Raw genomic sequence first — 13,419 nt, forward strand, 5'->3', positions numbered from 1 at the left:
AGTCGCGAACGAAGGAGCGGCAATGACCAGCTTTCCGTTCAGTGCGGTACTGGGCATGGCCGAGATGCGCCTCGCGCTGCTGCTCAACGCGGTCAGCCCGGCCATCGGCGGGGTGCTCGTCCGGGGTGAGAAGGGCACCGCCAAGTCCACCGCGGTGCGAGCCCTGGCCGCGCTGCTGCCGCCGGTCGACCGGGTCGAGGGCTGCCGCTTCGCCTGCGACCCGGCCGCGCCCGACCCGGGTTGCCCGGACGGGCCGCACCGGGCCGGGTCGGCGGTCGAGCGCCGCCCGGCCGGCCTGGTCGAACTGCCGGTCGGCGCCGCCGAGGACCGGGTGGTCGGCTCGCTCGACCTGGAACGCGCCCTCGCCGAGGGGGTACGCGCCTACGAGCCCGGCCTGCTCGCCGCCGCGCACCGCGGCGTGCTCTATGTCGACGAGGTCAACCTGTTGCACGACCACCTGGTCGACCTGCTCCTCGACGCCGCCGCCATGGGTCGCTGCCACGTCGAGCGGGAGGGTGTCTCGGTCAGCCACGCCGCCCGGTTCCTGCTGGTCGGCACCATGAACCCGGAGGAGGGTGAGCTGCGCCCGCAGCTGCTCGACCGGTTCGGGCTCACCGTCGAGGTGGCCGCCAGCCGCGACCCCGCCGTACGCGTCGAGGTGGTCCGCCGCCGGCTCGCCGCCGACGCCGATCCGGCCGGCTTCGCCGCCGGCTGGGCCGACGCGGACGCCGAGGTGGCCCGCCGGGTCGCGGCCGCCCGCCACCGGCTGCCCGCCGTGGCGCTGCCCGACGCGGCGCTGCGGCAGATCGCCGAGGTCTGTGCCGCGTTCGACGTGGACGGCATGCGGGCCGACATCGTCACCGCCCGGGCCGCGGTCGCCCATGCGGCGTGGCAGGGCCGGGACCGGGTGACCGCCGAGGACGTCCGGGTCGCCGCCCGGCTCGCCCTGCCGCACCGTCGCCGGCGGGACCCCTTCGACACGCCGGGCCTGGACGAGCAGCGCCTGGACGAGGCGCTGCGCCGGGCCCGGGACGAGCACCCGGACGACGACCCGGACGACGACGGCCCGGGCGGCGGATCCCGCCCCGACGGCGGTCCCGGCGGCCCGGCCGGCGGCCTGGGCGGGGGTGCCGAGGGCGGGGCGCCCGACGGGCGGGGCTCGGGCGAGCACCCGGGTGCGCCGGATGACGGGCGACGGACCGGCCGGGACGGCCGGTGGCCGGTCAACGGCCGGGCCGGCGACGACGGCCGCGGCGAGGTCGGCCGCGACGACCCGTTCGACCAGTCGGGCGGCGACAGCTGGGGCGGCGCTGGCGGCGACGCGTCCGCCTCGGAGGGCCCCGGCCGAGCGGGCGACGCCGAAGGATTCGGCGGGGACTCCGAAGCCGATCGGCGGGCGGGTGAGGACACCCCGGGCCAGGGCGCCGACCGGGCCGGACCGCGCGTCCGGCGGGACGGGCACGCCGGCCGGCCGGGCGAGCCGGACGGCGTCGACGGGCCCGGCCCGGTGGCCGTACCCGATCGGGGGCTGCGGGCGCGGCTGCTCACGGCGCCCGGCGTGGGCGAGGGGGTGCCCGGCCGGCGCTCCCGGGCCCGTACCGGACGCGGCCGGACCACCGGCGCCCGGGTGCCCGCCGGGCGGCCCGGCGCGCTGCACCTGCCGGCCACGGTCCGGGCCGCCGCCCCGCACCAGGCGGCCCGCGGCCGGCACGGCGGCCCGCTGCGGCTGCACCCGGACGACCTGCGCGAGGCGGTCCGCGAGGGACGCGAGGGGAACCTCGTCCTGTTCGTGGTCGACGCCAGCGGATCGATGGGCGCCCGGCAGCGGATGAGCGCCGTCAAGGGGGCGGTGCTCGCCCTGCTCACCGACGCCTACCAGCGCCGGGACAAGGTGGCCGTGGTCGCCTTCCGGGGCACCGGGGCGCAGACCCTGCTCCCGGCCACCTCCTCGGTGCTCGCCGCCTCGACCCGGCTGGCCGAGCTACCCACCGGCGGGCGTACCCCGCTCGCCGAGGGCCTGCTCGCGGCGGCCGACCTGCTCCGAATGGAGCGGCTGCGCGACCCGAAGCGGCGCCCTCTGGTCCTGGTCGTCACCGACGGGCGGGCCACCGCCGGACCGCAGCCGCTCGACCGGACCGCCCGGGCGGCCGCGGTGCTCGCCGCGACCGGCGCCCCCTGCGTCGTCGTCGACTGCGAGTCCGGCCCGGTCCGCCTCGGCCTGGCCGGCCGCCTCGCCGCCCAGCTCCGGGCCCAGCACCACCCCCTCGACCGGGTGGCCAGCGACTCCCTGGCCGCCGTCGCCACCACCACGCCGACAAGGAGCGCCGCCTGATGCCGCAGGGGAAGCCGACCCACGTGCCCGAGGACGGGCTGACCACCCGGCAGCGGCGGCACCGGCCACTGGTCATCGTCCACACCGGACAGATGAAGGGAAAGTCGACCGCCGCCTTCGGGCTGGCGTTGCGGGCCTGGACGGCCGGGCTGCCGATCGGCGTGTTCCAGTTCGTCAAGAGCGCCAAGTGGCGGGTGGGGGAGGAGAACGCCTTCCGCGCCCTCGGCGAGCTGCACGCGCGGACCGGGCAGGGCGCCCCGGTGACCTGGCACAAGATGGGCGAGGGCTGGTCCTGGATCCAGCGCGGCGAGACAGCCGACCACGCCGCCGACGCCCGGGAGGGCTGGCGGCAGATCCAGCGCGACCTGGCCGCGCAGCGCTACGGCCTGTACGTGCTCGACGAGTTCACCTACCCGATGACCTGGGGCTGGGTCGACGTCGACGAGGTGGTCGAGACGCTGCGCAACCGGCCCGGCTTCCAGCACGTGGTGATCACCGGCCGCAACGCCGACCCGCGCCTGGTCGAGGCGGCCGACCTGGTCGCCGAGCTGACCAAGGTCAAGCACCCGATGGACGCCGGCCAGAAGGGCCAGAAGGGCATCGAATGGTGAGCCCGCCGCGCGGCCCGGCGGACCCGTGGGAGCTGCCCCGGCTGGTCGTCGCCGCCCCGGCCAGCGGGCACGGCAAGACCACTGTGGCCACCGGGCTGCTCGCCGCGCTGCGCCGCCGGGGCCTGACGGTCAGCCCGCACAAGGTCGGCCCCGACTACATCGACCCCGGCTACCACGCCCTCGCCGCCGGCCGCCCCGGCCGCAACCTCGACCCCTGGCTGGTCGGGCCGGAGCGGGTCGCCCCGCTGCTGCGCCACGGCGCCAGCGTCCCCACCCCCGCCGACGTCGCCGTCGTGGAGGGAGTGATGGGGCTGCACGACGGCGCGGTGGGGCACGGCGGATACGCGTCCACCGCGCACGTCGCCCGGCTCATCGCGGCACCGGTGCTGCTGGTCCTGGACACCACCGCGCAGGGCCGGTCCGCCGCCGCCCTCGTGCTCGGCATGCGCGCCTTCGACCCCGGTGTGCGGATCGGCGGGGTGATCCTCAACCGGGTCGGCTCGCCCCGGCACGAGACGCTGCTGCGCGACGCGCTCGCCGAGGTGGGCGTACCGGTGCTGGGGGCGGTGACCCGGGCCGTCGAGGTGAGCGCCCCGGCGCGCCACCTCGGGCTGGTGCCGGTGGCCGAACGCGCGCCCGAGTCCGTCGCCGTGGTGGCCGCGCTCGCCGACCTGGTCGCGTCCACGGTGGACCTCGACGCCGTGCTCGACCTGGCGCGTACCGCACCGCCCTTGACCGAGCCGGCCTGGGACCCGGTCGCCGCCGTGGCCGGGCCCGCCGGCACGGCCTGCCCGGTCGTCGCGGTCGCCGGCGGCGCGGCCTTCACCTTCTCCTACGCCGAGACCACCGAACTGCTCACTGCGGCCGGCGCGGATGTGGCAATCGTCGACCCGCTGCGCGACCCGGCCCTGCCGCCCGGCACCCGCGCCGTGGTGGTCGGCGGCGGCTTCCCCGAGGTGTACGCCGAGGCCCTCGCCGGCAACGCCGCGCTCCGTGCCGAGCTGGCCGACTTCGCCGGTCCGATCGTCGCCGAGTGCGCCGGGCTGCTCTATCTCGGCCGCTCCCTGGACGGGGTGCCGATGTGCGGGCGGCTCGGCCACACCGCCCGGATGACCGGCCGGCTCACTCTCGGCTACCGCGACGCCGTGGCCGCCGCCGACTCCCCGGTGCACCGCGCCGGCGACCGGGTACGCGGACACGAGTTCCACCGCACCGTCACCGACCCGGGGCACGGCGACCGGCCGGCCTGGCGCTGGGACGACACCGCCCACGGCTTCGTCGCCGGCCGGGTGCACGCCTCCTACCTGCACACCCACTGGGCCGGACACCCGTACGCGGCCCGCCGGCTGGTCGAGGCGGCGAGCTGGTGAGCGCCGACACCGTCACGCTGACCGGGGTCGGGGTGGGCCCGGGCGACCCGGAACTGCTCACCCTCCGGGCGGTCCGGGTGCTGCGCGAGGCCGACGTGGTCCTCGTACCTGTGCTGGACCGGCACGCCGCGGACCCGGACGCGCCCGGCGGCCGGGCCGAGACGGTGGTCCGGGTGCACGTGGCCGCGGACCGGCTGCGCCGGCTGCCGTTCGCGCTCGACGACCGGGGCGGGGTGACCGCGCGCCGGGAGCGGGCCTGGGACGCCGCCGCGCGGGCGGTGCTGGCCGCGGTCGATGCCGGCGCCCGCGCGCTCGCCTTCGCCACCATCGGCGACCCGAACGTCTACTCCACCTTCGGCTACCTCGCTGACGGGGTGCGCGCGCTGCGGCCGGCGGTCCGGGTGCGCACCGTGCCCGGGGTCACCGCCATGCAGGAGCTGGCCGCCCGCGCCGGCGTCCCGCTCTGCGAGGGGCGGGAACCGCTCACCCTGCTGCCCGCTACCGCCGGGCTCGCGCCGGTCGCCGACGCGCTCGCCGGCCCCGGCACCGTCGTCGTCTACAAGGGCTGGCGTCGCCACCCCGACCTCGTCGACGAGCTGCGCCGGCAGGGCCGGCTCGGCGACGCCGTGCTCGGCCGTGCGCTCGGCATGTCCGACGAGCGGGTCGGGTCGGTGGACGCGGACGCCGCCGACCTGCCGTACCTGTCGACGCTGCTGGTGCCGGCCCGCCGGGACCGCCGGGGAGGAAAACTGTGACCACCACCGGGAAGGTCTGGTTCGTCGGGGCCGGTCCCGGCGCCGCCGACCTGCTCACCCTGCGCGCCGCCCGGGTAATCGGTACGGCCGACGTGGTGATCTGGGCGGCCAGCCTGGTCCACGCCGACGTGCTCGCCCACGCCCGCCCGGGCGCCGAGCTGGTCGACTCCTCGCAGCTACCCATCGAGGGGGTGCTGCCGCTCTACCAGCGGGCCGCCGCCGAGGGGCTGACTGTGGCCCGGATCCACTCCGGCGACCCGGCGCTGTGGGGTGCCGTGCAGGAGCAGCTCGACCTTTGCGCGGCGCTCGGCCTGGCCGTGGAGATCGTCCCGGGGGTCTCCTCGTTCACCGCCGTCGCCGCCCTCGTCGGCCGGGAGCTGACCATCCCCGAGGTGGCCCAGTCGGTGATCCTCACCCGGCTGGAGGGTGGCAAGACGCCGATGCCGGCGGGGGAGCGGGTCCGGGAGTTCGCCCGGCACGGCACCACCATGGCGCTCTTCCTCTCCGCCGCCCGCTCTGGGCAGGCGCAGGCCGAGCTGCTGGCCGGTGGCTACCCGCCGGAGACCCCGGTGGTGGTCGCGTACCAGGCGACCTGGCCGGACGAGCTGGTGGTCCGGTGCACCCTCGCCGAGCTGGAGGCGACCGTCAAGGCGCACAAGCTGTGGAAGCACACCCTGTTCCTGGTCGGGCCGGCGCTCGCCGCCACCGGCACCCGCTCGCACCTCTACCACCCTGGCCACTTCCACGCCTTCCGCCGGGCGGAGCCTGCCGCCCGCGCGGCGCTCCGCCGCGCCCGCGCCGGGGGCGCCGCCGGCCCGGCCGCCGGCGAGAACCTGCCCGCCGCCGGGGACCCGGCCGGGGACGGTCGATGACGTACGCCGAGCCGCCGCTGCGCGAGCCGGACCTGCCGCGTACGGCGAAGGTCCGGCCCACCGCGCTGCGCACCGGCTGGACCACCGGCGCGTGCGCCACCGCGGCGACCAAGGCGGCGCTGACCGCGCTGGTCACCGGCGTGCCGCAGGGGACGGTGGAGATCGGCCTGCCCGCCGGCCGGCGGGTCAGCTTCGCGGTGGCCCGCTGCGACGTCGAGCCGGCGCGGCGGGCCGAGGCGGTGGTGGTCAAGGACGCCGGCGACGACCCGGACGTCACCCACGGCGCCGAGCTCACCGCCACCGTCGCCTGGCGGGACGAGCCCGGGCTGCGCCTCGACGGCGGCCCTGGCGTCGGCACGGTCACCCGGCCCGGGCTGGGGCTGCCGGTGGGCGGGCCGGCCATCAACGAGACCCCGCGCCGCATGATCGGCCTGGCCGTCGCCGAGGTGGTCGACCTGACCGAGGTCGGCGTCCGCGTGGTGATCAGCGTGCCGCGCGGCGAGATCATGGCCCGGAAGACCACCAACCGGCGGCTCGGCATCCTCGGCGGCATCTCCATCCTCGGCACCACCGGGATCGTCCGCCCCTTCTCCACCGCCTCCTGGCGGGCCAGCGTGGTGCAGGCCGTGCACGTGATGGCCGCCCAGGGGGAGCGGACCGTGGTGCTCTGCACCGGTGGGCGGACCGAGCGGGCCGCCCGGGCGCTGCTGCCGGAGCTGCCCGAGGTGTGCTTCGTCGAGGTCGGCGACTTCACCGGCGCGGCCGTCACCGCCGCCGTCGGCGACGGGATGACCGGGGTGGTCTTCGTCGGCATGGCGGGCAAGCTCGCCAAGCTCGCCGCGGGCGTGCTGATGACCCACTACACCCGGTCGAAGGTGGACCTGTCGCTGCTCGGCGCGGTCACCGCCGAGGCCGACGGCGACGCCGAACTGGTCGCCGCGGTCGCCGCGGCCAACACCGGACGGCACGCGTACGAGCTGTGGGAGGGCGCCGGGCTGCTCGGGCCGGCCGGGGACCTGCTCTGTCGCCGGGTCCGCCAGGTGCTGCGCCGCTTCGCCGGCCACGCCGTCACCGTCGACGTGGCCATGGTGGACTTCGCCGGCGCCCGGCTGGTCGCGTCCTCAGGCCGGTGGGTCGCGTGACCGCCCGAGTGTCCTCGCCACTGCCCGTCCCCGGCGGGGCGGCCGTCACGGTGGTCGGCGTCGACGCCGCCGCCCGGCCGGCGTACCCCGGGCTCGCCGACGTGCTGGCCGACGCCGGGCTGGTCGTCGGGGCGGCCCGGCACCTGGCCGCCGCGCCGGTGCCACCCGGCTGCCCCACCGTCACCCTCGGCCCGCTCGAACCAGCGGTGCGCCGGCTCGCCGCGGCCGTCGCCGCCAGCACCCCGGCCGTCGTGCTGGCCAGCGGCGATCCCGGGTTCTTCGGCATCGTCCGCCGGCTCCGGGCGGCCGGCCTCCCGGTCCGCGTGCGGCCCGCCGTGTCCAGCGTCGCAGCCGCGTTCGCCCGGGCCGGGCTGCCCTGGGACGCCGCCGCCGTGGTCAGCGCGCACGGACGCGACCTACGACCCGCGCTCAATGCCTGCCGGGCGCTGCCCGCCGTCGCGGTGCTCACCGCCCCCGGCGCCGGGGCGGCCGAGATCGGCGCCGGGCTGGCCGGCTGGACCCGCCGCCTGGTCGTGGCCGAGCACCTCGGCACCCCGGACGAACGAATCACCTGGACCACCCCGGCGGAGGCCGCCGCCACGACCTGGGCCGACCCGCACGTCGTGCTCAGCCTCGCCCGAGCCGACGCCGACCCTGGGCGCGGGCGGCGCGCGGACAACCAGCCCGCGGCCCCGCCCGCCGAGGGATGGGCGCTGCCCGAGTCGGCGTACGCCCACCGCGCTTCCATGATCACGAAGGTGGAGGTGCGGGCCCTCGTGGTGGCCCGGCTGCGTCCCCGCCTCGGCCGGCTGGTCTGGGACGTCGGCGCCGGCAGCGGCTCGGTCGGCATCGAGTGCGCCCTGCTCGGCGCAGCGGTCATCGCCGTCGAACGGGAACCGGACGCGCCGATCCGGGCCAACGCCGCCCGGCACGGCGTCGACGTCCGGGTGGTGGCCGGCGCCGCCCCGGCCGCCCTGGACGGCCTGCCCGACCCGGACGCCGTCTTCGTCGGCGGGGGCGGCACCGCCGTGCTCGCCGCGGCGGCCGCCCGCCGCCCGTCCCGGGTGGTGGCCACCCTCGCCGCCCTCGACCGGGTCGCCCCGGCCGTCCACCTGCTGCGCGACGCCGGATACGCGGTCGAGGGCAGCCAGCTCGCCGCCGCCCGCCTCGCCGACCTGCCCGGCGGCTCGCTGCGCCTGGCCGCCACCAACCCGGTCGTCGTGCTCACCGGAGAAGCGCCGTCCACCTGGGGGAATCCATGACCACGATCGGACTCGTCGCGGCCACCGCCGCCGGCCGCCGGCACGCCGGCACCCTCGCCGCCGCATGGCCGCACGCCCGGCCCGTCGAGGCGGAGACCACCGCCGAGGCGCTGCGGGCCGCCTGGGCGGAGTGCGACGCGGTGGTGGCGTTCCTGGCCACCGGCGCGGTGGTCCGGATCCTCGCCCCGCTGCTCGGCGACAAGCGCACCGACCCGGCCGTGGTGGTGGTCGACGAGGCGGCCCGGCACGCCGTGGCGCTGCTCGGCGGGCACGCCGGCGGCGCCAACGCGCTCGCCGCCGAGGTCGGCGCGCTGCTGGACGCCCGGCCGGTGGTCACCACCGCCACCGACGCGGTCGGCCTGCCCGGGCTGGACACCCTCGGCTGGCCGGTGGAGGGCGCGGTGGCCGCGGTGTCCCGGGCGCTCCTCGACGGCGCGCCGGTCCGGCTGGTCGCCGACGCCACCTGGCCGCTGCCCGCCCTGCCGGACAACGTCCACGTCGACGAGGGAACCGGCGCGGGCGGCTGGCGGATCCTGGTCACCGACCGGATCGTCCCGCTCGACGAGCGGACCGTGGTGCTGCGGCCCCCGTCCCTGGTCGCCGGGATCGGGTCCAGCCGGGGCGTAGCGGCCGCCGAGGTGACCGGCCTGCTGCGCCGGGCCCTCGCCGACGCCGGCCTGAGCGCGGCCAGCCTGCGCTGCCTGGCCAGCGTGGACGTCAAGGCCGACGAGGCGGGCATCCGGGCCACCGCCGAGGCGTACGGCGTACCCCTGGCGACCTGGCCGGCGGCGGAGCTGGCGGCGGTCGACGTGCCGCACCCCAGCGAGGTGGTCCGCGCCGCGGTCGGCACGCCGAGCGTCGCGGAGGCCGCCGCGCTGCGCGGCGGCGGGACCCTGCTGGTGCCCAAGACCGCCTCGGCGATGGCCACCGTCGCGATCGCCCGGCACGCCCCGCGCGGCCGCCTCGCGCTCGTCGGACTCGGCCCCGGCGCGGCCGACCTGCGCACCCCGCGCGCGGTCGCCGAGCTGCGCCGGGCCGCCGTGGTCGTCGGCCTCGACCAGTACGTCGACCAGATCCGCGACCTGCTCCGCCCCGGCACCCGGGTGCTGGCCAGCGGCCTCGGGGCGGAGGAGCAGCGGGCCCGGACCGCCGTCGCCGAGGCCACCGCCGGCCACGCCGTCGCCCTGGTCGGCTCCGGCGACGCCGGGGTGTACGCGATGGCCAGCCCCGCCCTGGACCACGCCGACCACCGGATCGACGTGGTCGGGGTGCCCGGCGTCACCGCCGGAATCGCCGCGTCCGCCCTGCTCGGCGCGCCGCTCGGGCACGACCACGCCTACCTGAGCCTGTCCGATCTGCACACCCCGTGGGCGGTGATCGCCCGCCGGGTGGCGGCCGCCGCCGAGGCGGACTTCGTGGCGGTGCTCTACAACCCGCGCAGCCGGGCCCGGGACTGGCAGCTCGGGGCCGCGCTCGAGGCGTTCGCCGCGCACCGCCCGCCGCACACCCCGGTCGGCGTGGTACGCCACGCCAGCCGGCCCGGCGAACGCGTCCACCTGGCCACCCTCGCCACCCTCGATCCCACCCTGGTCGACATGTACAGCGTGGTCGTCGTCGGCAGCTCGCAGACCCGGGTGGTCGCCGGCCGGATGGTCACGCCCCGGGGCTACCGGTGGCGGGAGTGACCCCGGCCCGGGTGACCGTCGCCGCCTGCCAGGGCTGCGGCGCCTGCCTGCTCACCTGCCCGGTGCACGCCATCCGCCCGACCCCCGGCGGCCTGCGGGTCACCGACCGCTGCACCGGCTGCCTGGAGTGCCTGGAGATCTGTCCCGTGGACGCCATCCGCGTCGAACCCCGACCTGGAGGAGAGCGATGACCCTGACCGCCAGGGTGGTGCACCCGATCGAGGCGGAGTCCTACCGGATCCTGCGCGAGCGGGTCGACCTGTCCCACCTGCCGCCGCTGACCCGGGCGGTCACCGAGCGGGCGGTGCACGCCAGCGCCGACCTCGACTACGTCACCGATCTGGTCTGCGCCGAGGACACGCTCGCCGCCGGGCTGGCCGCGCTGCGGGCCGGGGCGCCGATCGTCACCGACGTGTGGATGGTCGCCGCCGGGATCACCCGGGCCGGGCGGGACCCGGTCTGCCCGGTCGCCGAACCGGCCGCCGCGGACCTGGCCCGCACCGCCGGCCTCACCCGGTCGGCGGCGGCGGTGCGGATCGCGTACGAGCGCGTCGGCCCCGGCGCGGTCTGGGTGGTCGGCTGCGCCCCGACCGCGCTGGTGGAACTGATCGACCTGGCCGCTGCGCCGGCGCTGGTGATCGGGCTGCCGGTCGGGTTCGTCGGGGCTGCCGAGTCCAAGGCGGCGCTGCGGGCCAGCGGCCTGCCCGCCGTGTCCAACGTGGGGGAGAAGGGCGGCTCGGCGGTCGCCGCCGCCGCCCTCAACGCCCTGCTGTACCTGGAGGAAGAGTGAACGACCGTACCCCGCTGCTGATCGTCGGGCACGGCACCCGCAGTGCGGCCGGTGTCGCCCAGTTCGCCGCGCTCGTCGACCGGATCCGCCGCCGGGGCACGGTCGACGACGTCGACGGCGGGTTCATCGAGCTGTCCCGCCCGCCGCTCACCGACGCGGTCGGCGCGTTGGCCGGCCGGGGACACCGGCACCTGGTCGCGCTGCCCCTGGTGCTGGCCGCCGCCGGGCACGGCAAGGGCGACATCCCCGCCGCCCTGGCCCGGGAGAAAGGGCGCCACCCCGGCCTGCGGTACGCGTACGGCCGGCCGCTCGGGCCGCACCCGCTGCTGCACGACACCCTGGCCGAGCGGATCGACGCGGCGCTGGCCGGCGCCGACCGGGCCGGCACGTGGATCGCCCTGATCGGCCGCGGCTCCACCGATCCAGACGCCAACGCCGAGGTCGCCAAGGTGGCCCGGCTGCTCTGGGAGGGCCGCGGCTACGCCGGCGTCGAACCGGGGTTCATCTCGCTGGCCGAGCCGTCCGTGCCGGCCGTGCTGGAACGGCTGCGCCGGCTCGGCGCCCGCCGGATCGTGGTCGCCCCGTACTTCCTCTTCGCCGGGGTGCTCCCGGACCGGATCGCGGCGCGGTCCCGGGAGTTCGCCGTCGACCACCCGGGGCTGGACGTGCGCGTCGCCGACCTGATCGGCGACTGCGACGCCCTCGCGGACCTGGTGCTGGAACGGCACGCCGAGGCGCTGCGCGGGGACATCCGGATGAACTGCGACACCTGCGCGTACCGGGTGACGTTGCCCGGGTTCGTCGACAAGGTGGGCCGGCCGCAGACCCCGCACCACCACCCCGACGACCCGGCCGACGGGTCCGGCCACCACCACCATCACCACCACGGCGACCACCGGCACGAGCCGGCGCTGCGGCCCGGCCAGGTCGCCGTCGTGGGCGGCGGCCCCGGCCCCGACGACCTGATCACCGTACGCGGGCAGGCGCTGCTCGACGCCGCGGACGTGGTGGTGGCCGACCGGCTCGCCCCGGCCGGGCTGGTGCGCCGGCTGCGTCCCGGCGTGCTGGTGGTGGACGCCGCCAAGGTGCCGCGCGGGCCGGCGATGGCGCAGGACACCATCAACGCCATGCTGATCGCGCACGCCCGGGCCGGCAGGCGGGTGGTCCGCCTCAAGGGCGGCGACCCGTACGTCTTCGGTCGCGGTCACGAGGAGGTGCTGGCCTGCGCGGCAGCCGGGGTGGAGACCGTGCTGGTGCCCGGGGTGAGCAGCGCGGTCGCCGCTCCGGCCCTGGCCGGGGTGCCGGTGACTCATCGCGGGGTGGCGCACGACGTCACCGTGGTCTCCGGGCACCTGCCGCCCGGGCACCCGGACTCCCTGGTGGACTGGGCGGCGCTGGCCCGCGCCCGGGGCACGGTGGTGCTGCTCATGGCGGTGGAGAACATCGCGAAGATCGCGGCGGTGCTGGTCGAGCACGGCCGGGCTCCGGACACCCCGGTGCTGATGGTCCGGGACGCCGGGCAGCCCGGCCAGCGGAGCTGGTCGTTGCGGCTGGACGAGGTGGGCGGGCTCGCCGCGCGGGTGGACGTCACGCCGCCGGCGGTGTTCGTCGTCGGTCCGGTCGTCGGCCTGCGCGGCTGATCGCCGGGCCGGCCGGCCCGGTTCCGTAGTCCGGGCCGGCCGCCCCAGATGCGGACGGGCAGTGCCGACGGGGGTCAGCCGGTGAATGCGCGGGCGAGCGCGTACCCCAGGCTGGCCGCGCCCAGCCCGGCGACCACGCTGGCCAGCACGTTCGCCACGGCGTGGAAGCGGGCACCGTCCCGGGTCAGCCGCAGCGTCTCGTAGCTGAGCGTGGACCAGGTGGTCAGCGCGCCGCAGAAGCCGGTACCGATCAGCGCGGTCACCGCCGGGTCCGCCGGCACCGCCACCACCGCGCCGAGGACCAGCGACCCGAACACATTGACGGTCAACGTGCCCCACGGGAAGGGGGAATCGTGCCGGGCCTGCACCGCCCGGTCGGTCAGGTAACGCAATGGAGCGCCGAGCGCGGCTCCGATCGCGATCAGCAGGACGGTCATCGCGCCTCCCCGGCACCGGCCCGGGCCAGCACCCGGCCGGCCAGCGCGTCCCCCAGCCAGACGGCCAGGAGCGCCCCGACCAGGGTCGCCGCCAGGTAGGCCAGCGCGGTGCCCGGTGCCCCGGCGGCCACCGCCCGCTGCACGTCCACCACGTAGGTGGAGAACGTGGTGTAGCCGCCCAGCACGCCGACGCCGAGAAACGGCCGGACCAGCGGGCCGGCCGGGCGGGCGGTGAGCACCGCCATCAGCACGCCGATCAGCAGGCAGCCGGTGACGTTGACGCCGAAGGTCGCCCACGGGAAGCCGGTGGGCGGGTGCGGGAAGGCCGCCTGGAGGCTTCCCCGGGCCAGCGCGCCGAGCACGCCCCCGGCCGCGATCGCGCCCAGCACGGCGGCAGGGTGGGCGGCCAGCTCCCCGCGGTCGGCGGTCACGTGCAGGTCGACATCCGGATCGACGCGGCGTTCGGGCGGTTGTGTCACAGTTCCTCCCCACCAGGACGGGCATCACTGGCAGGGACCGTTGG

The 13,419-nt window shown here is 77.8% G+C and carries 13 protein-coding genes; 11 read left to right on the forward strand and 2 right to left on the reverse strand.

Annotated features, from left to right (window positions below; genetic code table 11):
- Positions 1-22 precede the first annotated feature (22 nt).
- Genes A6A27_RS20535 through cobA form a run of 11 tightly spaced genes read left to right on the forward strand, consistent with a single transcriptional unit; the run spans position 23 to position 12,459 of the window.
- Complete coding sequence (locus A6A27_RS20535; RefSeq protein ID WP_143194086.1) at positions 23-2,332, forward strand: VWA domain-containing protein; 2,310 nt, start codon at positions 23-25, stop codon at positions 2,330-2,332.
- Entirely contained in the window at positions 2,332-2,943 is a 612-nt protein-coding gene (gene cobO / locus A6A27_RS20540; protein WP_073836236.1) for a cob(I)yrinic acid a,c-diamide adenosyltransferase, read from the forward strand. Before A6A27_RS20535 ends, cobO begins: the two co-directional genes overlap by 1 nt.
- A complete protein-coding gene (locus A6A27_RS20545) occupies positions 2,937-4,313 on the forward strand; it encodes a cobyrinate a,c-diamide synthase (RefSeq protein WP_073836237.1) in 1,377 nt (458 codons plus the stop codon). The genes cobO and A6A27_RS20545 overlap by 7 nt, the downstream gene beginning before the upstream one ends.
- Positions 4,310-5,068, forward strand: a complete 759-nt coding sequence (gene cobI, locus A6A27_RS20550; RefSeq protein ID WP_073836238.1) for a precorrin-2 C(20)-methyltransferase — start codon at positions 4,310-4,312, stop codon at positions 5,066-5,068. Before A6A27_RS20545 ends, cobI begins: the two co-directional genes overlap by 4 nt.
- Entirely contained in the window at positions 5,065-5,940 is an 876-nt protein-coding gene (gene cobM, locus A6A27_RS20555; protein ID WP_073836239.1) for a precorrin-4 C(11)-methyltransferase, read from the forward strand. The genes cobI and cobM overlap by 4 nt, the downstream gene beginning before the upstream one ends.
- A complete protein-coding gene (locus tag A6A27_RS20560; RefSeq protein WP_073836240.1) occupies positions 5,937-7,082 on the forward strand; it encodes a cobalt-precorrin-5B (C(1))-methyltransferase in 1,146 nt (381 codons plus the stop codon). The genes cobM and A6A27_RS20560 overlap by 4 nt, the downstream gene beginning before the upstream one ends.
- The gene (cbiE, locus tag A6A27_RS20565) at positions 7,070-8,344 is read left to right on the forward strand and encodes a precorrin-6y C5,15-methyltransferase (decarboxylating) subunit CbiE (RefSeq protein WP_073836241.1); all 1,275 of its coding nucleotides are present in this window, start codon (positions 7,070-7,072) and stop codon (positions 8,342-8,344) included. Before A6A27_RS20560 ends, cbiE begins: the two co-directional genes overlap by 13 nt.
- A complete protein-coding gene (cobJ, locus tag A6A27_RS20570; protein ID WP_073836242.1) occupies positions 8,341-10,029 on the forward strand; it encodes a precorrin-3B C(17)-methyltransferase in 1,689 nt (562 codons plus the stop codon). Before cbiE ends, cobJ begins: the two co-directional genes overlap by 4 nt.
- On the forward strand, positions 10,017-10,220 hold the full coding sequence (locus A6A27_RS20575; protein ID WP_083672728.1) for an ATP-binding protein: 204 nt from the start codon (positions 10,017-10,019) through the stop codon (positions 10,218-10,220). Before cobJ ends, A6A27_RS20575 begins: the two co-directional genes overlap by 13 nt.
- Positions 10,217-10,819 carry a precorrin-8X methylmutase gene (locus tag A6A27_RS20580; RefSeq protein WP_073836244.1) on the forward strand — a complete coding sequence of 201 codons (603 nt, stop codon included), beginning with the start codon at positions 10,217-10,219 and terminating at the stop codon, positions 10,817-10,819. The genes A6A27_RS20575 and A6A27_RS20580 overlap by 4 nt, the downstream gene beginning before the upstream one ends.
- The gene (gene cobA, locus A6A27_RS20585; protein ID WP_073836245.1) at positions 10,816-12,459 is read left to right on the forward strand and encodes a uroporphyrinogen-III C-methyltransferase; all 1,644 of its coding nucleotides are present in this window, start codon (positions 10,816-10,818) and stop codon (positions 12,457-12,459) included. Before A6A27_RS20580 ends, cobA begins: the two co-directional genes overlap by 4 nt.
- Positions 12,460-12,533: 74 nt before the next feature.
- On the opposite strand, the gene crcB is transcribed toward cobA, so the two are convergent.
- Positions 12,534-12,896, reverse strand: a complete 363-nt coding sequence (gene crcB / locus A6A27_RS20590; protein ID WP_073836246.1) for a fluoride efflux transporter CrcB — start codon at positions 12,894-12,896, stop codon at positions 12,534-12,536.
- On the reverse strand, positions 12,893-13,375 hold the full coding sequence (locus A6A27_RS20595; RefSeq protein ID WP_073836247.1) for a FluC/FEX family fluoride channel: 483 nt from the start codon (positions 13,373-13,375) through the stop codon (positions 12,893-12,895). Before A6A27_RS20595 ends, crcB begins: the two co-directional genes overlap by 4 nt.
- Positions 13,376-13,419: the final 44 nt, after the last annotated feature.

The organism is Micromonospora sp. CB01531, from assembly GCF_001905095.1.
Taxonomy (GTDB): domain Bacteria; phylum Actinomycetota; class Actinomycetes; order Mycobacteriales; family Micromonosporaceae; genus Micromonospora.